The sequence below is a fragment of the Psychrobacillus sp. AK 1817 genome, assembly GCF_008807035.1.
GTDB classification, from domain to species: domain Bacteria; phylum Bacillota; class Bacilli; order Bacillales_A; family Planococcaceae; genus Psychrobacillus; species Psychrobacillus faecigallinarum.
The window spans coordinates 2811497-2834052 of the sequence record NZ_CP031739.1; the positions used below are offsets into that span (position 1 = coordinate 2811497).

The window sequence follows — 22556 nt, forward strand, 5'->3', positions numbered from 1 at the left end:
GGATTTTTAAAAGGGAAAATCCACGTCCGCATGTGGTCAGACGTGGATCTTAATACCAATTAAAACATTGGAAATACGTAAGAGATTAGGAACCAAAGGATACCAAAGAATATTATTAAGTAAGCAGCATACTTGATGAAAGTTGCTCCTACCATCCCAGAATCTGTTCGTTCTTCACGATGTACTTCTACTCGTTTTTCTTCATCCATGTCCATTCCTCCTCTCGCCGTATTTTTGAATATATTTTAATTAGGAAGGTTAATAATTAGTTACCCACAAAGAAATCTGGATAAACCTTCCTCATATTGAAATGTGTTGAATGGCTTAGATTACTATATTAAAATGAAGAGTAAATGGAGGTAATATAATGACGACAGCTTTGCCGAATTGCCCGAAGTGTAGTTCTGAATATACATATGAGGATGGCTCTCTTCTAGTTTGTCCTGAATGTGCACATGAATGGTCATTGATAGAAGAAAGAGCAGAAGTAGTAGACGAGTTAGAAGTAAAGGATGCTAACGGCAATATCCTCCAAGATGGAGATTCTGTAACCGTTATTAAAGATTTAAAAGTAAAAGGAAGCTCCTCTACATTAAAAATTGGTACCAAGGTAAAGAGCATTCGCCTAGTAGACGGAGACCATAATATTGATTGTAAAATTGATGGATTCGGAGCTATGAAGTTAAAATCCGAATTTGTAAAAAAGAGTTGATTTGCACCCTTTCCAAGTGGAAGGGTTTTTTCTTTATAAAATGTTGTTATTAAGATATTTAATAAAAAAGATAGAAAGAATAGATTGAAGTTTTTCAAAAAAGATATCACTTTATGCAAGCGTTTGCATTATAATGAATATATCAAATATTTCTGATGGGGGTCGGAGAAGCATGAAAACAAATAAAGAGCCTTGGTGGAAACGAAGTGTGGTCTACCAAATCTATCCACGGAGTTTTATGGACTCTAATGGAGATGGGATTGGAAATTTACCAGGGATTATATCTAAATTAGATTATTTACAGAGACTTGGCGTAGATGTTATTTGGTTGAGCCCTGTTTTTGATTCTCCGAATGACGACAATGGCTATGACATTAGAGATTACCGTACTATATTGGATGAGTTTGGAACAATGGAAGACTTTGATAGATTAATACAGGAAGCAGATGCAAGAGGATTACGTATCGTAATGGATCTTGTCGTAAACCATACCTCCGATGAACACGCCTGGTTTGTGGAATCGAAATCCTCGAAGGACTCTAAGTATCGAGACTATTATATTTGGAAAGAGGGAAAAAACGATCAGCCACCAAATAACTGGGGCTCTGTGTTTTCAGGCTCTGCATGGGAAAAGGATGAGGTAACAGAGTCTTATTACTTACATTTATTTTCAAAAAAACAACCAGATTTAAACTGGGAGAATAAGGCTCTTCGTGACGATATATATGAGATGATGACCTATTGGTTGGATAAAGGAATAGGTGGATTCCGAATGGATGTAATTAATTTCATTTCCAAAGTGGAAGGTCTGCCGGATGGAAAAGTGAATCCGGGTCAGGCGTATGGAGACGGAAGTCCATATTTTATAAATGGACCTAAAATTCATACTCATTTAAAAGAAATGAATGAACGAGTACTCCAAAACTATGATGTGCTAACAGTTGGGGAGATGCCAGGAGCTACACCAAAGGATGCGCAGCTCTATACAAATCCAGCGAACAAAGAGGTGAATATGGTATTCACCTTTGAGCACATGGATATCGATAGTGGACCTTTTGAAAAGTGGGACGTGAAGCCACTAGATTTAGTAGCATTGAAGCAAAACTTCCAAAAGTGGCAACATGCACTTCATGAGGTAGGATGGAATAGTTTATATTGGAATAATCATGATCAGCCTCGCATAGTTTCTCGTTTTGGTAACGATCAGGAATTTCGAGTAACTTCTGCAAAAATGTTGGCTATCTGTCTCCATATGCTTCAGGGAACCCCTTATATTTATCAAGGGGAAGAGCTAGGTATGACTAACGTAAAATTTGATAGAATAGAAGATTACAAGGATATTGAAACTATTAATATGTATAACAGTAAAATAGAACAGGGAGTTTTAGAGAAAGATATTATGAGGGGCATTTATGCAAAAGGAAGAGATAACGCTCGTACCCCTATACAGTGGACGAAGGATGGCGGATTTACAACGGGGATTCCCTGGATTCAAATGAACCCAAATACTAACGAGATTAATGTAGATCAGGCATTAGATGATAAAACGTCTGTTTTTTATACGTATCAGAAGCTTATTGAGTTGAGAAAAGAACACGACATCATCACGTATGGTAGCTTCCATTTGCTATTACCCAATAATCCAAGCCTTTTTGTGTATAAGCGAAAAACTGAGAAGGAAGAATGGCTTGTCATCACGAATTTCTCAGATAATACGGAGAAGCTTGAATGGACAAGCTGTGAAGTGGATGGACTAGATGGAAAAGTAATAATAGCTAACTATGACTCTCAAGAATTGGGAGAACAAGGGATGAATGTACGTCCCTATGAGGCATTGGTATTAGCTTTTGAGAGGAGATTATAAAGTGAAGAAGGTACTTGGAGTAGATATTGGTGGAACAAAGATACGGATGGGTGTTGTCAATGAAGCTGGCGAAGTGTTAGCAGATATTACAGTACCAACCGAGCTGCCATTATACCCTTATTTAGAGGAACAAGTTTTAAAGGTCAAGGCTGAGTTTCCAGACATCACAGGGGTTGGTATTGGGACTAGAGGAATTGTAGATGCGGATACTGGGACCGTGACGTTTGAGAAGGAGCTTCCAGGTTGGGAAGGTACACCTGCCAAACCTCTATTAGAAGCTGCTACGGGACTGCGAGTAGAATTGAATAACGATGCTAATTGTGCAGCTCTTGCAGAAGCACGTATTGGCGCAGGACAGGGATTTTCTAGGGTTGTCTGTATTACAGTAGGCACCGGGTTAGGCGGGGGCTTTGTTTTTGATGGACAAGTTATGAATGGTGCAAACGGTGGATCAGGAGAAATCGGTCATTTGATCTTATATCCAAATGGGTTAGTTTGTGGTTGTGGTAGACCGGGCTGCAGTGAACAATATGTGTCGGGAACTGCACTAAAGAGGTTAATCAAAGAAGAAGATGTGGTAGACCCGACAACAGGTGAATTGGCGAAACCACATACTTTATTTAAGTTGGCCTCTCAAAATATAGAAAGTGCGAAGCTTGCAAGAGATCGCTTTTTAGCAGACTTTGCTATTATCATTTCTACCCTTCAAGCGGTTCTAGATATGGATTGTATTGTGATCGGTGGAGGCGTTTCGGAATCAGCTGATGAATGGTGGGACTTGCTTCTAGAAAAAGTTAAGCCATTATTGATAAAACCAGTAGAAATTAAACGAGCAGCCTTCGGTAACGAAGCAGGCATGCTTGGAGCTGCAATGCTTGTAGTATAAAAACGGTTTGCTTTATAGTGAAAAATTGACAAGCGGTCGGTTTTACCCAATAATCGATCGGTATCAATATTCGGGTGGAATAGCGAAAAAAACGCAAAACACGACCCAAAAAATAAAAATGTAGCCCCAAACAGGGGCTACATTTTTAATATCCAGGCTTTTTAAGGATTTTAAAGATATTGCGTTTATAGTCTTCTACACCTGGCTGATCAAAAGGATTAATATCTAGCAAGTAAGCACTATAAGCACAAGCCATCATGTAAAAGTATAATAAGTGACCGATATGCTTTTCGTCCAGTTGTTCCATCATTAACGTTATTTGAGGAACGCCTCCGGCTAAATGAGCAGATGCTGTTGCTTCGTGACATGCTTTTTTGAAGTCGTGTAAAGTCAAGCCGCTTAAGTAATTTAGTTCATCACGATTATCTTCTGCCTCAAAGACAGTCAGGTCATCTGATGCTTTTTCTACCATTAGAAACGTTTCAAACAGCATACGTTTACCATCTTGGATGTATTGTCCTAAGGAATGCAGATCCGTTGAATATAGAACAGAGGCTGGGAAAATACCTTTTCCTTCTTTTCCTTCACTCTCACCAAATAACTGCTTCCACCATTCTTGGACATACGTCAGCTTTTCATCAAAGGTTGCCATGATTTCTACTGGATAACCCTTATCATATAAATGCTTTCGTATTACAGCATATTTAACTGCAGCATTTGATTTAATATCAAATACTTGTAACTCCTCTTCTGCTTTTTTAGCTCCAGCTATCAATTGCTCAATATCATGCCCAGCTGCTGCGATTGGTAGTAGACCAACCGCTGTAAAAACAGAATAGCGGCCACCAATGTCACCTGGTACCACATATCGTTTATAGCCCTTTTCCTTAGCAAGTGATAATAAAGCGCCTTTTTCCTCATCCGTAGTCACAATGATACGAGATGCTGATTCCTCTCCATAACGTTCCTCCATGTATTGGCGGAGAAAACGGAAAGCTATAGCTGGCTCAGTTGTTGTGCCAGACTTAGAAATAACGTTTAGAGTTACTTCCTTAGAGTCTAGGTAGGCAATCAATTGCTTTAAATAAGACCCACTTACCAATTGTCCTGCGAAGATGACCTCTAAATGGTCATCCTTTTGGAAGGGAGTAGAAAGTGCCTCAAGCACTGCCTTTGAACCAAGATAGGATCCTCCGATTCCAATTACAACTAATACCTCAGAGTTTGAGCGTATTCGATCTGCTGTTACTTTAATATCTTGAAGGAACTCTGGAGTTAGGGAGCTTGGCCAATTCACCCAGCCTAGAAAATCTGATCCCGTACTCGTTTTTGTTTGAATACCCTCATGAATAGCCTGTAATTTTTCATGTAGTTCAGCTGAAACCAGACCCTGATAGTCCTCTGAGTAATTAACGGAAATGTTCATGAAATACCCCCTTATCTTGCATTATTTAATGTGACTTAATTTTACCATATTCAACTAGAAAAAGTTAAAAAGGAGCTATGAGACTATTGATTGAAATTTAACCTATTCATGCTATTGGCCGAGTTGTCTCTTTTACGAATTGTATATATTGATAGTAGAAATTACAGGGAGGAGGATAGAAATGAAGATAATGCAAATTGACTTGTGGATATCTAACTATGAAGAAACAGTCGCTTTTTATCAGCATACATTGGAGCTTCCTTTAAAGTCCTGGAATGAGACAGAGGCTACATTTCAGGTCGGAAATAGTGTACTTAAACTAATAAAGGATTTGGAAGCGAGGAATTATTACTACCACTTTGCATTTAATATCCATGCTAATATGTTTCAAAAGGCCAAATCGTGGCTTCAAGAACGTGTTACTTTATCGACAGAGGATGGGGAGGATGAGGTAGAATTTGCCGGTAGATTTAAAGCGACATCCTGCTATTTTGAGGATCCTGCAGGGAATATAGTAGAATATATAGCAAGAGATGGTATTGCCCCATCATCGGAATCCACACATTTTTCCACACGAAACGTTATTGAAATTAGTGAAATTGGTTTAACAACAAAGAACATCCTTAATAGTGCTGAGCAAATATTACATTTAGGTATACCTCCCCAAGATGGAAAAATAGTAGACGAGGTAGATTATTTGAACTTCATGGGCGAACAAGAAGATGGAGCATATATCCTGCTTGGACCAGTAAGAAGAACGTGGTTTTTTTCACACAAAAAATCAATTGAATCGCCAGTAACGATCTATACGGATAGAGGTATAATCAGTAATCTTTTGTAGATGATACCTGCTAGCAATAGCAAGTGGTAATACAATTAATCTCTAGTTCCTTTTCTAGTTTAAAAAATCGTATAATACGTTTATGTTGTTAAATTTAGTCAACTCAAATAAGTAATGAAATAAAAGGTATGAACATATAGAAAAGAACAAAAAATACTTCATAAATTGATTTTCCTATTGGCTTACGTTCAGTGGGGTAATTGATAAGCTATCATTACAGCAATCGTGTCATTTGTCATGGTTTATCAGTTGCTCTGCTTATACATAAAATAGATTAAAAGGAGAAACCCATGTTAAGTTATAAAAATTCAACTAAAGAGATCAAGGACAGCGGTACAGAAACAGCAATCATATCGCTTGGGGCAACGGAGCAGTTTGGCCCATATTTGCTCATGCACTTAGATACATTAATAGCAGAAGTCTATGCTAATTCCTTTGGAGAAGCTTTACAGGCGTATGTGTTGCCAACTATACCTTTTAACACCTCTGAAGAACATGCCAACTGTATAGGAACTGTTACTTTAGTCCTAACATTTTGACAGCTATGATTGAAGAGATAATTACAAATTTACATAGACAAGGTTTTAAAAAATTTGTGATTTGTAATGGTCATGGAGGAGCCTACTGGGAATCAGCATTGGTAAAGTATATTAATTTTAAATATCCAGAGTTGCTCGTCATTACTACTCATCGACATTTAGCATGGGAAGAGGCCTTGAAGGAAGCGGGGATAGAAGGACTTAATGAGACTCATGGAGGTCTGTTATCTGTTTGTACAGCCATGTGGCTTTGTCCTGAGTTAGTAAAATTAGAATCCATGGGATCGGACGTTCCTACAGAAAACAACAAATTTGCCGATTATATTTTCTGGGACAAGCTAACTGCGGATGGATGTTGGGGGAAATTTGAAAAGGATCATTACACCCCTGAAGAGCTTGCTAATATAGGGAAAAAATTTTGGACAACGTATATTTCTAAAAGAAGTGAAAAGCTAAACTCCGTAATGGAGGAGGCATATAGAAGGAAAATGACTTAAAACGGGAGAAAGAGAGGAGACCACTTTCTAACGAAAATATTTTTCTTTCCTACCAATAAAAAAGGTCATGACAAGTGGTCATGACCTTTTTCTATTACTGAACTTCCATATGTAAATCTCCAGTTTTAGCTAATCCTCGTGCTTTTAACAAATGATAAGCGGTCAAAGAAATAACTGCAGGTAAAATTACACCTAATACTATATACATTAGCAATACTCCAATTCCTTGGTTTGCTAGAACATTTAGTGGAGCAATAAATGAATTTAGCCCGAGCCCAGCTAATGTGTAAGGTACCTCAAAATTAAATAATAAAATAGCAATTGGAGCGCAAATCACAGAGGATAGAAACGGATCTATTACTAAGCATGGATTTTTCACCAAATTTGGAACTTGTACTTTAGGAGTTAGGAATGATTGTGCAATGTTGGCTCCTAAATCATTTTCTTTAAAGGACATAGCTGTCCATCCTGCAAATTGAGCTGTACATCCTATTAATGCTGCAGCACTTGAAACTGGATCCAGCTGTAAGGCAATGGCAATTGCTGCGGAGGAAGCAGGCGACATAAGAAAAATACTCCAAACGAGAGCAATAACAATGGATCCAACCAGAGGTGACCCTGACACAGAGCTTGCTATAAATCGACTTAATTGTTCTAAAAGAGGAGTAGTTACAGCGGCCAAGCCGACCCCGACAACCCCGCCTATAAGAATTGCTGCAAAAGGAATGGCTAGCATATCCAGTTTTGTTTTCCCTGCAATACGTTTTCCGACCCATATAGCAACAATTGCTGCTAATACTGCACTAATCGGTTGCCCTGTTGTCAGAACCCAAATTCCATCTTGGAGTATTAAAGCATTGGCCCCTATAGTACTACAAGCCATAGCACTAAAAATAACTAATGTATTACCACCGAGCTGATAAGCTATACCTGCCCCTATCGCGGGAGCAAGCATCAATTGAGCTGTTTTCCCAATAGCTGTAAAACCATCCCAGCCTGTAAACGTACCAATTGTCTCGATAAGTAGTCCAATTCCTAATGTTACAAGTACGGCATTTGCAAGTCCTTGTGAGCCTTTATACATTCGATTGATTAAGTACGTCTTAGTTGCCTGTTTCATAGTAAATCCCCCTAATTATATAATATATCGCATGAAATATATTGTTGAAAAGAAAAAATAAAAAGTCCTTAATGGACTACAGCAATACATTATATTTGAATAACAAATAAATGTCATTCTAAACCGTTAAATTGTTATAATATTAATATAATTTTCATATACAGTCAATACTTATTTTTCAGATAAAATAATAAAGAAAAAGGGCTACCTTTAAGAGGTGGCCCTTTTCAATCGGATTTTATATAAATGGATTATAAAATCGTCCATTATTTATAAAAATAAATAAAACCATTAATAAAAATAGCATGAAAGATAACAGAATAGCTATTAAATCTCTTCTTCTGAACTCTTTTAAACTGAACCAAGATCTTGTTTTAAATTTCCCAAAACCTCGCAAATCCATTGTGTTACTGACAGTTTCTATTCGCTCTAGGCTAGAGAAAATAAGCGGCATTATAATAGATCCAGCATTTTTAATACGGGTATATAATCTTTCGTTGCGAGACATGTCCACACCGCGTGCCTGCTTCGAACGAGAAATTGTTTTAAAATCCCTTTGTATATCTGGGATATAGCGAAGGGCAATAGAAACAGAGTAGGCAAGACGATAGCTTACACCAATTCGGTTTAATGAGGCTGCGAACTCACTTGGATGTGTAGTGACTAAGAACAAAAGAGCGGGAGGGATGACGGCAAAATACTTCAATGTAATATTAAGCTGATAAAATAATTGCTCCTGCGTTAGTGAGTAACGCCCCAGAGATCCTGTGATTGGATGGGAAGTGCCGTAAATAGTTGTCCCATGCTGGGGGGCAAACAAAAATATAGCTATATTGTTTAACAATAAAAAGACTAAGATGAAACCGAGGACGAAGCTGATATCCTTTAATTTAATATCGGATACATAAAACAATATAAAGCTCCCAAGTAGCAACACCATTAACACTCTTGTGTCATAGGTTAACATAGCTGCAGTGGACCAAAGCAGAAAACATATCAGCTTGGTGGAACCTGTCAGGCGATGGATAATAGAATCACGGTCAAGATAGCTTAGCAGTTCGTTGCCCATTAAAGCGCACCTCCCGATCGTATTGTATAAATTGCTCTACAAAATCAGAGGGATGCTCCATCTTGAGCTGTTTTGCAATTTCGTATAAGGAGGATTCTTTTAAGTTTGCCTCCTGGATTAAGGTAGGGTTAGATAAAATATGTGCAGGGGAATCATCGACTAAAATTCTTCCGTTTGATAGGACAATGGCTCGATCTGTGTATTCCGTCATTAGGTGCATATCATGGGTGATTAGTATAATTGCTGTACCATTTTTCGCTAAATTTTCTAAGAACATCATTAACTCTGTAGTATGCTTGTAATCCTGCCCCGCAGTTGGTTCATCCAATAAAATAATTGGAGGTTCCATTACAAGGATAGAGGCAATGGATAAACGTTTTTTCTGCCCATAGCTTAAAGCAGCAATTGGCCAATTTCTCAATGGGTACAAACCACAAATTTTTAATGTCTCCTCCACACGTCTTCTCGTCTCTTTATCGGATAACTCGAATTGAGCAAGCCCAAATGCAACCTCATCAAGGACATTTTGTTTTGAAAACATATGATTGGGGTTTTGCAGAACAAAGCCTACGCGATGTGCACGTTCCATTATAGAGTCGTTAATCGCATTGAATCCTTCAAAATAAATAGTACCTTCTGTAGGACGTTCAAATCCACAGATAAGAGAGGAGAGTGTAGACTTACCGGTTCCATTTGCTCCAATAAGACTGATCATTTCACCTTTATGTAATTGAAAGGAAACATTTTTAATAATGTCTAGGCCGTTCCCATAGTGGAAGCTAATATTATCTAATGTCAGTACAGGCTCATTTTTAAAACCTAACTGAATAGGCGAGCATCTTGCATCACTAAATGCTTTTAGTTTTTGATGAAAGGAATCATTCACGATGGAGTCTACCTGAGTTAGGTTAATCTGATCATTCAGTTCACAGCCGGCATATTTCAAAGCTTTAATATAGAGTGGCTCTCGTATCCAGTTATCCGTCAATAATGACCCTGCCAGAAGCTCATTAGGGGTACCATCCGCTATAATACGACCGTGATTCATTAATATAATACGGTCGATAGGCTCAGACAAAACATCCTCTAGTCTATGCTCGACAATAATAATCGTTTTATTAGAATCCACTTGAAGCTGGTGAATCAGCTTCATTGCATCCTTTCCAGATGCCGGATCAAGGTTGGCAAGAGGTTCATCAAACAAAAGAATATTAACGTCATTTACTAAAACACCAGCAAGAGCGACGCGCTGTTTTTGCCCGCCGGAAAGTTCATGAATTCGAGAGTTTAAGTGCTCAGACATTTTTACTAGTGCAGCGGCTTTTTGAACACGTTCATGCATCTTTTGCATAGGAACTGAATTATTTTCCAAAGCAAAGGCTATATCCTCTCCAACTGTAAGGCCGATAAACTGTCCATCTGTGTCCTGTAGAACAGTCCCTACTTCCTGCGAGATGGTAAATAGATCAAGTTCCCTTGTTTCTTTTTCTTGAATGGTAAGATTTCCTGTAATTTCGCCTTTATAAGCAAAAGGAACAAGCCCGTTCAAGCAATGAACGAGCGTGCTCTTTCCGGAGCCAGATGGTCCAACGATTGCTACTTTTTCTCCTTCATAAATTGTTAAATTAATGTCATGTAAAGTAGGCTCGGATTGACTATTATATTGAAAGCTAAAGTGTTTAAACTCGATGACTGGCTTTTTCATGTGAATCTCCTTATCTACTTATTCCTCGTAGCTCAGGCTTCCTTTTTTGGTTCTTGTCTTTGCATAAGCAGTAAGCAAGAGTGTGCCAAGTATTGCAACAGTACCAATATTAGAAATAGCGGCTACGATTCCTTGTGTAAATACCTTGTTTGCAGGCTCTGCATAAATGATAATATCTAGTAATGGAGCTACTAAAGCCCATGCAATAGCCTGAACTATGATTTGAACGATATTAAATAATATAATATGCTTTTTACCAAATTCTCCATCCTCAAAAGAAAACCTTTTAAAATATAACCCGATACCTAATCCTACAATTGCGGATGAAATGACCCAGCTCCACCAAATAGAACCGTAAGAAGTAAGGTCGTTTAAAGCATGACCAAATAACCCGACAAATAAACCTGCTATTGGTCCAAAAATAGCTGAAATAAGTGCTAGAAAACCATAGGATGTTTGAATCGTTGTGTTCGGTATTCCTGTAGGGACTGCTGCAAATTTGGCTAGTATCAAGAACACCGCCGTTCCAATACCTATCGCTACAACAGTCTTTGTTGAAAAGATAGACTTTTTCATTCTTCATTTCTCCCCGTATTTATATTTTTAAACCAGTCATCCTTGTTAATTGATTGCAATAGCAGCTTTTCGAATAGTTATTTCTGTGCTAGAACCAGTGAGAACTTGGTAGGTATCGGCAAAGGAACCTTGGTTTAATGCAATTCCGATATTATCCAGAGAATTCACGTACATGAGAGCTTCTCCGATCCCTGCCGCAGCGAAGGAGCGACCATAGGTGACTATTCCCTCATAAACAAGTTCTCCGTCTATGGTGAGAGAAACTTCAAAGGCATCTCCATAGGTAACGTCCAGCTGTTTAAATTGAAGTCGGCGAATATTGGTCCAGAGATTGCCGAACGGTCGATCAATGACGTCAATAACACCCGTAATGCAGTTATCTTCAATAATTGTTTCCTTAAGTGGTAGCTCCACGATAAGAGAAAGGGGGATAGATGGTCCAATATCCTCCAAACTTATTTCTCCTGTTGCTAAACGCGCTCCTGTATAAGCAAATATATCTCTACCATGAAATGTATGTGATTCTCCAGATTTTGGTAGGCGATTCTTGCTTTCATCAATTTCTCTTACTTCTTTAATACCAATAAATCGGTTAACGTGCGTTAATGTCCCATTGTCCGGAGTGACAATATACTGATCCTTCACTGTTTTCACAACTACACTTCTTCGATCTGATCCAACGCCTGGGTCTACTATGGAAACGAACACTGTGTCACTTGGCCAATAGTTGATGGTTTGTAGGAGACGATAGGATGCCTCCCAAATATTGTACTGAGGAATCTGATGAGTTAAATCGAATAACGGCAGCCCACGCTTCACGCTATTGGCTACCCCATGCATAGCGCTTACTGCCCCGTCGTTAATACCAAAATCTGATTGAAATACTAATAATCCCTCTGTCATGTTTAAACACTCTCCTTATTATTTTTGTGGAGGAGAGCGAATTAAAAAACTCGCCCTCCTCAATCATTGGATTGAAAAGGACGAGATACTCGTGTTACCACCTTTGTTCACTGCTTACTCACATAAGCAGCCTCAGCTAGTGCAGAATCCTATTAAGATGGATCCTAGACTGTGGTGTGGATAACGGGTACCAATCCCGCTAGCATCTCAGGCACAGGTAACTAACTGCACGTTCAATGTAGTGCTCAGAGGCCATTGTTCAAATGGTGTTTTCTGCTTCTTTTCAGCTACCGAAGCTCTCTATGGAGAAATCTACCCATTTTACTTTTTCTCTTCATCGCATTAACTTATTATAGAGAATTTACAATTAATTCTGATAACTGTCAAGTGTTTTTTAGTTCTTTATGATGGGCTATAAAATTGTTGCTTGTGTCTTTTCCCATTCTTCTCTTAAAATACCCATTCGAATGGAGTCATAGTAAACACCATTATATAAGCGTACTTTGCGAATTCGTGCCTCCATTGTCATACCAAGCTTTTCTCCAACCCGAATCATCCGTTCATTACCTGACCAGGTTGTATAGCCTACTCGGACAAGTGGCATTATGGTAAACAGGTGATTCATCCAAAGTTTTAAAGCACGTGTGCCAAGTCCCTTACCCCAGCTTGGTGCCTCATGGAAACCAATACCCATTTCAAGCCATTTAGAAGGTTCATGTTCCCAATAATATGACACGATCCCACGTAATATTCCATCTACCTCGATACCCCAGAACCTTTCGCTATCCACATAGGTATCTGCTTTTTCCATAAATACATCATAAGGAGTTGGTTTATATTCATAGTAAGGAGCATCCCATTCTTTCCACTCTGGCTTCTCGTCCTTACACATTAATTCCCAAAGTCTCGGCAAATCATTGTATTTAATTGGTCGGATCATTAACTCTTGATCTTGATACATTCTGTTTCCTCTTTTCATTTTAGTTATGTTTTCATCTGTTTGTTTGATAAGAGAATTTATTATTTATCTACTTTTCAATCACCATTAAATTGTTTTTCATTTAAACCACTCCCTTCATTACTAATAAAATATGTTGAGATAATTTCATTATCAATCACGCACGTACAAAGAGAAAGAACATTCGGGATATATATAAAGTATAATAATTTCCGCTTTAGTCGGACGCTTTCCGTGGGGTGAGCGATAAGCCATCACCGGCGCTGTCGCGCACGTTGTGATGTCTTATCTGTCTCACTGATCCCACAGGAGTCGCCGACTGTCGCTACAATCAGAGGTGGTGTGGCACTAAGAAAGTCAGATGATAATCTAACTTAGCTATTTAAGCTATTAGTTATATTCCATTTATAAAGGCAGGAACTATACATGCCGATTTCCGCTTTAGTCGGACGCTTTCCGTGGGGTGAGCGATAAGCCATCACCGGCGCTGTCGCGCACGTTGTGATGTCTTATCTGTCTCACTGATCCCACAGGAGTCGCCGACTGTCGCTACAATCAGAGGTGGTGTGGCACTAAGAAAGTCAGATGATAATCTAACTTAGCTATTTAAGCTATTAGTTATATTCCATTTATAAAGGCAGGAACTATAGATGCCGATTTCCGCTTTAGTCGGACGCTTTCCGTGGAGTGAGCGATAAGCCATCACCAGCGCTGTCGCGCACGTTTGTGATGTCTCATCTGTCTCACTGATCCCACAGGAGTCGCCTCCTGTCGCTACAATCAACATAGAGAATAATATTTCATTCGTGTTTTTTGTAATGATTATTTTTTATGTCCAATTCAATTATATGTCAATTTTAGAAAAATGAAAAAACAAAAAATATATTGTGCTATAATATTGTTACTTTAATGCAGAGAGGGGATAGTTCTATGTTTTGTATATTTACTTTGTTAGAGGTGAAATATCTAAACTAAGGAGAGTCAAAATGAAATTAGAAACTGAGAGATTAGAAATTATCCCCTGTACACAAGAATCTGCTCAAATAGCAGTGGAGCAGAGTTATGACAACGGTCCACAGATTTCCATGTCATTAGAAATGCTAAAAGCAGATGCTACATCATTGGGGTGGGGTACATGGTTGGTAGTAGAGAAAAGAAATGGCAAAGTTATTGGGGATATCGGTTTTAAAGGGAAACCAGATGCAGATAACCAAGTTGAGGTAGGCTATGGCTTTTTAAAGGAACATTGGAACAAGGGATATGCGACAGAGGCAGTGGGTGCAATTATGCAGTGGGCTTTTGTAACTGGCTTAGTGGAAGTGATCATCGCGGAAACACTCCTTGATAATTATGGTTCTATGAGAGTGCTAGAGAAGCTGGATATGAAAAAAGTAGGAACTAGTGAAGAAATGGTCAACTGGAAGCTAGTGAAGTAAAATAAAAAATCCTGTGTGGAAGCACAGGATTTTTTATAAAAAGTTCAATCTCGTGTGGAAATAAATATTAGAACTATATATGTATCAGTTTCTCAATGCTCTGCCTAGCTCCTCGATCGAGCTTACAATGACCCCATTTTGCTTGATCAATCCGATGACAAACAGATTGCGATACATAAATTGATTTTCTGTTCCATCTGCTATTAAAGCTTCAATTTTTTTCGTGTTCTCTCTACCTTGTTGGCGTGTATCAGTATAAAGAGCATAAATAGGGCGATCTAACATTGAGAACGCTCCAATCTCTGCTGCAACTCCAGAATCTATTTCCACTCCATCAATCACTGCAACTAAAAAGTCACTTTCCTTTAATGCCTCGATATCTGCACTTGCAATAAGCAAGCTATCTGCATAGGCCATTTTGTCATTGATGGCTGCGTTTTCTTGTGGCACATATAAGTCAACGCCCGGTAGTGAGGCACGAATCTCCTTTGCAACAAGTTCGTTTACTAGGCGATCCCCTAGACCAAATAATCCATTTGCTAAGTAACCTTTTTTCATCATTCATCCTCCTTTTCCAACTTTCATTGTAGGCAATTTTCGAAGATATGCATAGAGGTAGAGGAAATTAGGATGGTCTAATAGAAATATTAAGGAGGGGGAATGACATATGAATAACAAGAGAATTTATTTTATTAGACATTGTAAGGCAGAGGGACAGGAGCCGACTGCTGCTTTAACAAAAGATGGGTTGGAAAGTGCAAAAAACCTTGTGGAAATTTTAAAGGCTTTCCAAATTGACTATCTCATTTCTAGCCCTTATGAACGGGCGATACAAACGATACTGCCATTTTCTCAGGATACTGGCTTGCCTCTCCATATTCATGAAGGGTTAAGCGAGCGTGTGCTTAGTAAAGAGCCTATGGATGATTGGCTAGAGAAACTGAAACGTACCTTTTTACATAAAGATCTTAGCTTTCCTGGAGGAGAGGCTAGTGACGAAGCGCTAAATCGTATAAAAGAGGTCATCAATGAAGTGATAGGAAGGGATGACGTGACTAACGTAGCAATTGTATCTCACGGAAATATCCTTGCTCTTCTCTTCAATCATTACGATAATACCTTTGGTTTTGATCAATGGCTTCAAATGAAAAACCCTGACATCTTTTTGATAGAAAACAACATATTACAACAAGTGGAACTAAAAGAAATCCTGTCTAATTAAAGGCAGGATTTCTTTCGTGTAGTATTTTTTAAGCTTCTTTATTGCTAGAAGAACTAGAAGGAATTCGGATGTTGCTCATTTGACGCTCCTGTTCTTGCTCCGCGATGATATCGTTGTCCTCTGCATTATCGCGCGTTACTTTTTGAGTAAGAATAGCACCAACAGCCACTAAAATCATTACTGCAATATAATATCCTTTTTCATTAAGCTGCAAATTATCTGCATTATAAAGACCAATACTAAACATAACAACCCCTGCAAATAACGTGAAATAAGCTAGCACTGTAAAAGCCATCGTATTTCTTCTTCTATACCTCTTTGTGTTCATGACAAACGCCCCTTTGTATTGGTTGTAATTGTTATTATATGAATTATATTCTAGCATGAATGAATAATAGTGTAAAATATTCTAAAGTATAAGATAATTGTTAGAGATAGATATATTAAAGACAATTTTCACTATAATTCTACTTCTATATAAAACAGTTAGAGAGCTTGAGGTATAAATAAAAAATAAAGGAGAAAAAAATGGAATTCAGGATACCAGAATTTTCGGAAATACAGACACTAACATCTAGAATAAATACTATTCAATCGTTACCTAGAAATCCTATGGGAGCACGGATATTGGTGAGAGGTAATACTCATGTCTTTGCAGTAAAACATATTCCAGGACCAGCCTTTAACACGGTTAGGGGTATTAATGATCAGGATTTAGATTACTTAGATGAAATTTTTCACTTTTATAAGGATCATGCTATTTCGTTTCGAATAGAGGTTACTCCACAAAATAGTTCCGAGTCATTGTTTCTCAGGCTTTCAGAAAAAGGGTTTTATCAATCCGGCTTTCACGCTTCTTTTTTTAGAGTTGCTGACAATATAGATAGCTTTAGCAATCCATCTTCTATAGTGGTACGTCCTCTTCAGAAGGACGAATTTGACTTGTTTGCTGCGATTTATGTAGAGGCCTTTGGTTTACCTGCTTCTATACAAGATGGCATAAAGCAAAACAACCAAGTTTTATATGATGTACCGGGCTGGGAGTTTTACTTAGCGCTTCGACATAATGTTCCGATTGGCATAGGAGTTATGTATGTGGAGGGGGAGCTTGCCACGTTGGCAGCAGCTGCTACTCTACCAGATTATCGAAGTTTGGGAGTACAACATGCCTTGTTCCACAAGCGAATAGAGAAAGCTATCGAAAAAGGGGCAAAATACATTACTAGTGAGGCTGCCTTTGGGAGTGTTAGTCATAGGAACATGGAACGGATTGGTTTGAAGCTCGCCTATACAAAGGCTTTCTGGACAAAGCGCTAGGATGACAGACGTGAAAGTAAAATCTTTGAGGTTCTCGCTTTATATATAACTGCTACTAGGATTATGTAAAATTGAATTAGATGACTGTTTGGAAGAATTAGAAACGAAAAATTAATCCACAGTGAAGAAAGGCTGACGATTAATGACAGCTGCTGCTTTTATAAGAAATATACTAGGGATAGTTTTATTTCCCTTATCCCTTTGGAATCTATCGATGAACCAAAAAAATAAAATGACTCCTCCGGGGAAAATAGTTAAAACAGAAAACTCAAGTGTACACATTATTAAATCAGGTGAGGGGCCAGTCACTGTTATTTTGGAGGCGGGCTTAGGTTCTCTCTCTATTGATTGGTGCCAAATTCAGCCGGAAATTTCGAAGCGTGCCAAAGTCTTATCCTATGATAGAGGAAATTACGGATGGAGCCAATCGACTAAAAAGTTTCTCACGGCTATTGATCACGTAGAAGAGTTAAAGGAAATATTAGTAAAGGTAGACCTTGCTCCACCTTATTTGTTAGTAGGTCATTCCTATGGTGGGCTAATCATGAGGTTGTTTGCAAGTATGCACCCTGAACAAGTAAAAGGTTTAATCCTTGTTGATTCCGTACATGAGAACCAATATATGCCTGGCAATCAAAACAAAGGGTTTAAACATAAGGTTACATTCGGATATGTTATTTCCTTAACTGGCTTCCCGAGATTATTAAATCAAAAGGTAGGACGAAAATTTTTAACTGGTGAATACCAGCGTTATTTAAATTACACTGGGTATACTCTAGGTGCGTACCAAACGATATATCAAGAATATAAGGATAGCCCTATTTCAGCGCAACAACTAAAAGACTCAGCAGCTATTCATAAGGATATTCCGGTAGTTGTCATTAGCTCCAACAATTCCACTAAACAATGGAAGGAGCAACAACTTCTATTAGCGAAACTGACATCGAAAACAGAGCATATTCAAACGGATAAGGGGCATTCCATCCACTTGGAGGATCCTACTGTAGTCACGGACACTATTTTCAAGCTGTTGGAAAGAGAGGCTACAAGTCATGTTTGATATAAAAATGGTTATTTCTGAGATAAAGAGCTTAAGCCGCCCTTTTCTTTTGGGCATAGATGGGTTAAGTGGAGCAGGAAAGACTACCTTTACGAACGAGTTAGTAAAGGAGATAGAGAGAGCAGGACATCGAATAGTAGTAATTCATCTAGATGATCTAATAGAAGAACGAATACGTCGATACAATACTGGAAAGCCCGAATGGCATGAATACTATCATTTACAATGGAATGCTTCAGAGATTCAAGAGAAACTGTTTACGGCTGTTCATCAGAAAGAAAAATTACTTCAGCTTAAGTTTTATAATGCGCATGAAGATCGATGCTATTTGAAAGAGGAATCTATAGAGAATTGTACGGTTGTTTTGATAGAAGGAATATTTCTTCAGCGTAAGGAATGGCGTTCCTTTTTAGACTATGTTATTTACTTGGATTGTCCGAGAGAGCTTCGAAATGAACGGATTTTAATAAGAGAATCCTATACTGGTGACTTGAAGGAAAGAATAAATAAATACGAAAGGAGATATTGGAAAGGAGAAGAATATTATTTAAAAGAAGTAAATCCAATAGAACAGGCAAACATTATAATCAAGAATGGGGAGAAATAGTATGAAGCAAGCATTATTAGTGATCGATGCACAGCAAGATTTAATAGAGGGAAATGAGCAGGAGAAAAGTGTTTTTCAAAAGGAACTGCTAATAGAAAACATTAATCTTGTAATATCAAAAGCTTTGGATGCAGATGCTCAAATTATTTTTGTTAGAGACTTGGATATTGCAGAAGGTAAAGGGGCAGGGTTTGAAGTGCACCAAGCAATAGACATACCTACTGAAGTCACTTTTTTTAATAAAAAGGCAACTAATGCATTCTATGGTACTGGACTAAAAGAATACTTAGCGAAAGAGAATATTCAACATGTAGTCATTGCGGGATGTTCAACAGAGCATTGTATAGATACGGCTGTTAGAACTGCAACGGTAAATGGCTTGGACGTTACTTTAGTTGGCGATGGACATTCGACCGCTGACTCTCCTGTTCTTTCGGCAGAGCAAATTATTAAACATCATAATAAAACTCTACATGGACATTATAATGTAGACAATTTTTCTGTTGTAAGAAATGCAGAGGAAGATCTATTTACACCGACACACGATACTTATAGATAAAAAAAGTAGCTCTTCCCAAATAGGGAGGAGTTTTTGATAGGTAAGATAAGATATTTATGGGTAAGTTCCAAATCGGAAAAATAGGTTCTCAAAAGCTGTATCCTCGCTTTTCTTTTCTAAATTTAATAAAAGGGAAAGAAGAGTCTTCTGGAGAATGAGTAAATATCTAAAGATGTATATCTAATTAGGAGGATTGTTATGTTTAATGAGGTGAAAATAGAGCAATTAACATCTACCGAAGAACATATGGAAGAGCTGTCTGAGTTGCTAATACAAGTCGTTGAAGACGGTGCTTCCATTGGCTTTTTACCTCCACTAGAGTTAGCAAATGCAATGGGATATTGGGAGGATGTCTTGAGACCAGATGTACTGTTATTTGTGGCGAAGAGGAACAACCGTATAATAGGTAGTATTCAATTACATCTTTGTAGCAAGCAAAATGGCCAACACCGTGCCGAAATAGCTAAACTTATGACTCACCCACACTACAGACGAAGCGGTATAGGGCGTCAGTTAATGTTTAAGGCTGAAAATAGAGCTCTGAGAGAAGGAAGGACTTTATTGGTGCTGGATACAAGAGAAGGTGACCCATCAAACAAACTATATACATCACTTGATTATATCCAAGCGGGTAAAATTCCTGATTACGCTGAGTCAGCGGGAGGAGAATTCCACGCTACTGTGTTTTATTATAAAAAGATAAATGAATGAAAATACTGGAAGTGATTAAACAAATACCTAGCTATCCCTTGATTATCATTACATTATAGAAGGTAAAAGGTAACGCATGCTATGAAGTAGCATGCGTTTTTTTATACTCCTAATAAAACTTTAGGCTCACATAAAGTGAAAAAAATAAATAAAAATAGAGAAAAAGGGTATCTTTTTACCTGTTTTATAGGTCGTAAAACAACTTAAAATGACTATCTTTGTAGAAAAGTCAGAAGTTTCAGAGAATCTATTGAAACGATATACAGCGAAAGTATAATTATGGTTATCTTCTGTTACGAAATAATTACAAGTTAACTAGAAGTGGTGTAAAAAATAATCTTATTACCTATAAGAAAGAGAGATGATAGTTATAAAGAATTATGTAAGCGCAATTTGAACCATGTAGTTAAGCGCTACTAGAAAGGAGTGCCAACTATGAAAAAAAGAGCAATAGGATTTATTTTAATATTTTCTGTATTACTTGGTTCCAGTACTATTTACGCTAGTGGCATTCCAGAGGCTAGCTTCTCAAAATGGTATGGACATGCTTTCAAGAAGGAAAGTGAGATTTTTAAAGAAGTTACCATTTCTGGTCTCAAAGAGATTGGAAGAGAAGTTAATAATTTCTTACAAGAAACGAAAGAGAATGTTACTAGTTCAATCACTTTCTTTGTAAATGAAGAAATAGATAAAACCAACTCTCGATTGGCAGAGCAAGAAAAATCAATACAAGAAGAATTGCAAGCAACTGTTGTTAATCTGGAAAATGCAAACTTTGATAATTATCCTGATGAACAGAAAATGAAAGAAGAAATTAATGCAGAAGTAGAAGTTATTTTAGAAGACCTACTAAATGAATTATAAGTTTTGTATAAAACAAAAAATAGTATCTATAGAAAAGGAAGTCTATCAATGAAAAAAACAATAAAACGAAAAGTAGTAGCAGGAGCGGTTGCAGTAGCATTCTTATCAAGTACTGGGGTAGCTTTTGGGGCAACAGACGCAGGAGCTGGTATTAAAAGCTGGTATGATTCGCAATTTAGAAAAGCCACTACTGAGGTTGCTTTCGAGACAGCGAAGCATTCTATAAATAAGTTCGGAGAATTAAAGAGTGCTACTACAGGCTTGAAGCAAGAAGCCAGCACAGATATAAATTCTACGAGAGATACCGCTACTACTAATGCAACGGATGGGATTAAAGCAGAAAGTAAAAAATATATTGACTCCGTGAATGATAAAAAAGTAGAAATACAAAATAATATAGATAGCCAATTTATGAAAATTGAAAAAGACGCTAATGCAGCTTTAAAAGTTACAAGTCTTGGGGCAAAGAATCTGGCTGAATATGATTTGAAAAGTCATACAGGCAAAGAGGGCCAAGCAGCGTTAGCATATGTAAATAAAGAAATTGATAAAACTACAAATGCTGCAATAACGGATTTGGAAACAGAAATTCGTGCTACTAAATCCTATTTACAAGGTCTGCTAGATACGAAGAGTGATGCAACAGTTGAGAAAATTAATAAAGCAGTAGACGATGAGATTACAAGGATAATTGGTTTGATTACTGCTAAAACAGAGCAATTAGTTGCAACTCATCAAGCAGCTATTAACAATAAAGCGGCAGAACTAGAGGCGGCTTCTAAATTGAAGTTAGAAGCGCGTGTAAAAGAGCTAATTAACGAAAAGTAAGCAGATTGACATAATCCTGTTAATTTATATATTCACAAAAAACTATAAAAACTAAGGGAGATATTAAAATGAAATTATTGAAATCAGTTAAAGGTAAAGTAATGGTAGGAACAATCGCAGTAACACTATTTGCAGGAGCAGGAGCAGCATTTGGAGCTTCAGATGCTGGAACTAAACTAGGTGGTTGGTTTACAGGGCAATTTAACCAATCAAAAGTTGATTTAAGTACTAATGTAAATGGCTATGTAGGAACAAAGGTAGCTGAGACATTGCCAAAATATAATGCGATGAAGGCTGGAACTACCACTACAATTGAGAATGAGCGTAAAACTTCAACTGCTACAGCGAATGCTAATATTGATAAAGACCTAAAAGAGCACAAAGATGCTTTAGAAAATAAAAGAAAAGAATTAGTAAATTATACTAACACAGAATTCAATAAAATTTTTGAGGCGGAAAAGAAAAAACTCCATGATCTTGGTGTACAGGCAGCAAGACAAGCGCAATCTGATATGGATGCACACACGTCAGAAAAAGGAAAAACGGCTCTAGCTACATTAAATACGGAACTCGAAGCTACTACAGAAAGAGCAATTGACGATTTAGAAGCAGCAATTGAAGCAGCTAAATCTAATTTGCAGGGTAATTTGAATAGCAATGTAGAGGCTAAAACTGCTGATCTTAAGAAAGTAGTAGATCAAGAGGTTAAAGATTTCCTTCTTTGGGCTCAAGGAATGGCTAACTTTTCAGCACAAGAGCAAACAGACTTAATTGAAGCAGCTGCAAAGAAATTTGAACAGGATGCTAAAGCTGATATGGCAGCACTAGTTGACGGGATTTGATAACAAACTATAGG

General features: G+C 37.7%; 24 protein-coding genes, 1 pseudogene and 1 other annotated feature. Of the genes and pseudogenes, 15 read left to right on the plus strand and 10 right to left on the minus strand.

Annotation, left to right across the window (positions count from 1 at the left end):
• Positions 1 to 59: 59 nt before the first annotated feature.
• A complete protein-coding gene (locus D0S48_RS20670) occupies positions 60 to 209 on the minus strand; it encodes a hypothetical protein (RefSeq protein ID WP_186318196.1) in 150 nt (49 codons plus the stop codon).
• A gap of 158 nt (positions 210 to 367) precedes the next feature.
• On the opposite strand from D0S48_RS20670, the gene D0S48_RS14070 reads away from it, so the two are divergent.
• The 3 genes from D0S48_RS14070 to D0S48_RS14080 all read left to right on the plus strand — a co-directional run bounded on the left by D0S48_RS14070 (position 368) and on the right by D0S48_RS14080 (position 3462).
• The gene (locus tag D0S48_RS14070; RefSeq protein WP_151112221.1) at positions 368 to 712 is read left to right on the plus strand and encodes a zinc ribbon domain-containing protein YjdM; all 345 of its coding nucleotides are present in this window, start codon (positions 368 to 370) and stop codon (positions 710 to 712) included.
• Between the two features lie 172 nt (positions 713 to 884).
• On the plus strand, positions 885 to 2576 hold the full coding sequence (locus D0S48_RS14075; protein ID WP_151112223.1) for a glycoside hydrolase family 13 protein: 1692 nt from the start codon (positions 885 to 887) through the stop codon (positions 2574 to 2576).
• Position 2577: 1 nt separating this feature from the next.
• Complete coding sequence (locus tag D0S48_RS14080) at positions 2578 to 3462, plus strand: ROK family protein (protein WP_151112225.1); 885 nt, start codon at positions 2578 to 2580, stop codon at positions 3460 to 3462.
• 145 nt (positions 3463 to 3607) lie between these two features.
• Here D0S48_RS14080 and D0S48_RS14085 read toward each other — a convergent pair whose 3' ends face one another.
• Positions 3608 to 4888, minus strand: a complete 1281-nt coding sequence (locus tag D0S48_RS14085; RefSeq protein WP_151112227.1) for a glucose-6-phosphate isomerase — start codon at positions 4886 to 4888, stop codon at positions 3608 to 3610.
• A gap of 181 nt (positions 4889 to 5069) precedes the next feature.
• Here D0S48_RS14085 and D0S48_RS14090 point away from each other — a divergent pair, with 181 nt between their 5' ends.
• Together D0S48_RS14090 and D0S48_RS14095 are read left to right on the plus strand one after the other, a co-directional pair.
• The gene (locus tag D0S48_RS14090; RefSeq protein ID WP_151112229.1) at positions 5070 to 5729 is read left to right on the plus strand and encodes a hypothetical protein; all 660 of its coding nucleotides are present in this window, start codon (positions 5070 to 5072) and stop codon (positions 5727 to 5729) included.
• A gap of 290 nt (positions 5730 to 6019) precedes the next feature.
• Positions 6020 to 6765, plus strand: a pseudogene (locus D0S48_RS14095) (creatininase family protein).
• Between the two features lie 94 nt (positions 6766 to 6859).
• Here D0S48_RS14095 and D0S48_RS14100 read toward each other — a convergent pair.
• From D0S48_RS14100 to D0S48_RS14125, 6 genes are all read right to left on the minus strand, one after another.
• Positions 6860 to 7885, minus strand: coding sequence for a PTS sugar transporter subunit IIC (locus D0S48_RS14100; RefSeq protein ID WP_151112231.1), 1026 nt, complete (start codon positions 7883 to 7885; stop codon positions 6860 to 6862).
• A gap of 238 nt (positions 7886 to 8123) precedes the next feature.
• Positions 8124 to 8954 carry an energy-coupling factor transporter transmembrane component T family protein gene (locus tag D0S48_RS14105; protein WP_151112233.1) on the minus strand — a complete coding sequence of 277 codons (831 nt, stop codon included), beginning with the start codon at positions 8952 to 8954 and terminating at the stop codon, positions 8124 to 8126.
• The gene (locus tag D0S48_RS14110) at positions 8926 to 10659 is read right to left on the minus strand and encodes an ABC transporter ATP-binding protein (RefSeq protein WP_151112235.1); all 1734 of its coding nucleotides are present in this window, start codon (positions 10657 to 10659) and stop codon (positions 8926 to 8928) included. Before D0S48_RS14110 ends, D0S48_RS14105 begins: the two co-directional genes overlap by 29 nt.
• A gap of 18 nt (positions 10660 to 10677) precedes the next feature.
• Positions 10678 to 11235: an ECF-type riboflavin transporter substrate-binding protein gene (locus tag D0S48_RS14115; RefSeq protein ID WP_144539205.1), complete on the minus strand. Its 558-nt coding sequence runs from the start codon at positions 11233 to 11235 to the stop codon at positions 10678 to 10680.
• 45 nt (positions 11236 to 11280) lie between these two features.
• On the minus strand, positions 11281 to 12138 hold the full coding sequence (locus tag D0S48_RS14120) for an SAM hydrolase/SAM-dependent halogenase family protein (RefSeq protein ID WP_151112237.1): 858 nt from the start codon (positions 12136 to 12138) through the stop codon (positions 11281 to 11283).
• 73 nt (positions 12139 to 12211) lie between these two features.
• Positions 12212 to 12485 (minus strand) — a binding site (T-box leader).
• Between the two features lie 65 nt (positions 12486 to 12550).
• Positions 12551 to 13099 carry a GNAT family N-acetyltransferase gene (locus D0S48_RS14125; protein WP_151112239.1) on the minus strand — a complete coding sequence of 183 codons (549 nt, stop codon included), beginning with the start codon at positions 13097 to 13099 and terminating at the stop codon, positions 12551 to 12553.
• A 983-nt stretch (positions 13100 to 14082) separates the two neighbouring features.
• Between D0S48_RS14125 and D0S48_RS14130 the strand changes: the two genes are divergently transcribed.
• Positions 14083 to 14532 carry a GNAT family N-acetyltransferase gene (locus D0S48_RS14130; RefSeq protein WP_151112241.1) on the plus strand — a complete coding sequence of 150 codons (450 nt, stop codon included), beginning with the start codon at positions 14083 to 14085 and terminating at the stop codon, positions 14530 to 14532.
• Positions 14533 to 14616: 84 nt separating this feature from the next.
• Here D0S48_RS14130 and D0S48_RS14135 read toward each other — a convergent pair whose 3' ends face one another.
• On the minus strand, positions 14617 to 15090 hold the full coding sequence (locus D0S48_RS14135; RefSeq protein WP_144539215.1) for a nucleoside 2-deoxyribosyltransferase: 474 nt from the start codon (positions 15088 to 15090) through the stop codon (positions 14617 to 14619).
• 109 nt (positions 15091 to 15199) lie between these two features.
• Here D0S48_RS14135 and D0S48_RS14140 point away from each other — a divergent pair, with 109 nt between their 5' ends.
• Positions 15200 to 15754, plus strand: a complete 555-nt coding sequence (locus D0S48_RS14140; protein ID WP_151112243.1) for a histidine phosphatase family protein — start codon at positions 15200 to 15202, stop codon at positions 15752 to 15754.
• A gap of 28 nt (positions 15755 to 15782) precedes the next feature.
• On the opposite strand, the gene D0S48_RS14145 is transcribed toward D0S48_RS14140, so the two are convergent.
• Positions 15783 to 16082, minus strand: a complete 300-nt coding sequence (locus D0S48_RS14145; protein WP_144539219.1) for a YiaA/YiaB family inner membrane protein — start codon at positions 16080 to 16082, stop codon at positions 15783 to 15785.
• A gap of 299 nt (positions 16083 to 16381) precedes the next feature.
• Here D0S48_RS14145 and D0S48_RS14150 point away from each other — a divergent pair, with 299 nt between their 5' ends.
• From D0S48_RS14150 to D0S48_RS14185, 8 genes are all read left to right on the plus strand, one after another.
• Positions 16382 to 17071: a GNAT family N-acetyltransferase gene (locus tag D0S48_RS14150; RefSeq protein WP_151112245.1), complete on the plus strand. Its 690-nt coding sequence runs from the start codon at positions 16382 to 16384 to the stop codon at positions 17069 to 17071.
• 214 nt (positions 17072 to 17285) lie between these two features.
• Positions 17286 to 18131 carry an alpha/beta fold hydrolase gene (locus D0S48_RS14155; protein ID WP_191963807.1) on the plus strand — a complete coding sequence of 282 codons (846 nt, stop codon included), beginning with the start codon at positions 17286 to 17288 and terminating at the stop codon, positions 18129 to 18131.
• On the plus strand, positions 18124 to 18738 hold the full coding sequence (locus tag D0S48_RS14160; RefSeq protein ID WP_144539225.1) for a kinase: 615 nt from the start codon (positions 18124 to 18126) through the stop codon (positions 18736 to 18738). Before D0S48_RS14155 ends, D0S48_RS14160 begins: the two co-directional genes overlap by 8 nt.
• A 1-nt stretch (position 18739) precedes the next feature.
• Positions 18740 to 19297, plus strand: a complete 558-nt coding sequence (locus tag D0S48_RS14165) for a cysteine hydrolase family protein (protein WP_144539227.1) — start codon at positions 18740 to 18742, stop codon at positions 19295 to 19297.
• Between the two features lie 198 nt (positions 19298 to 19495).
• Positions 19496 to 20008: a GNAT family N-acetyltransferase gene (locus D0S48_RS14170; protein WP_144539229.1), complete on the plus strand. Its 513-nt coding sequence runs from the start codon at positions 19496 to 19498 to the stop codon at positions 20006 to 20008.
• 435 nt (positions 20009 to 20443) lie between these two features.
• Positions 20444 to 20872: a hypothetical protein gene (locus D0S48_RS14175; RefSeq protein ID WP_151112248.1), complete on the plus strand. Its 429-nt coding sequence runs from the start codon at positions 20444 to 20446 to the stop codon at positions 20870 to 20872.
• A gap of 48 nt (positions 20873 to 20920) precedes the next feature.
• Entirely contained in the window at positions 20921 to 21700 is a 780-nt protein-coding gene (locus D0S48_RS14180; RefSeq protein ID WP_151112250.1) for a hypothetical protein, read from the plus strand.
• A 68-nt stretch (positions 21701 to 21768) separates the two neighbouring features.
• Positions 21769 to 22542 (plus strand): hypothetical protein, encoded by a 774-nt coding sequence (locus tag D0S48_RS14185; RefSeq protein ID WP_151112252.1) that lies wholly within the window; start codon positions 21769 to 21771, stop codon positions 22540 to 22542.
• Positions 22543 to 22556: the final 14 nt, after the last annotated feature.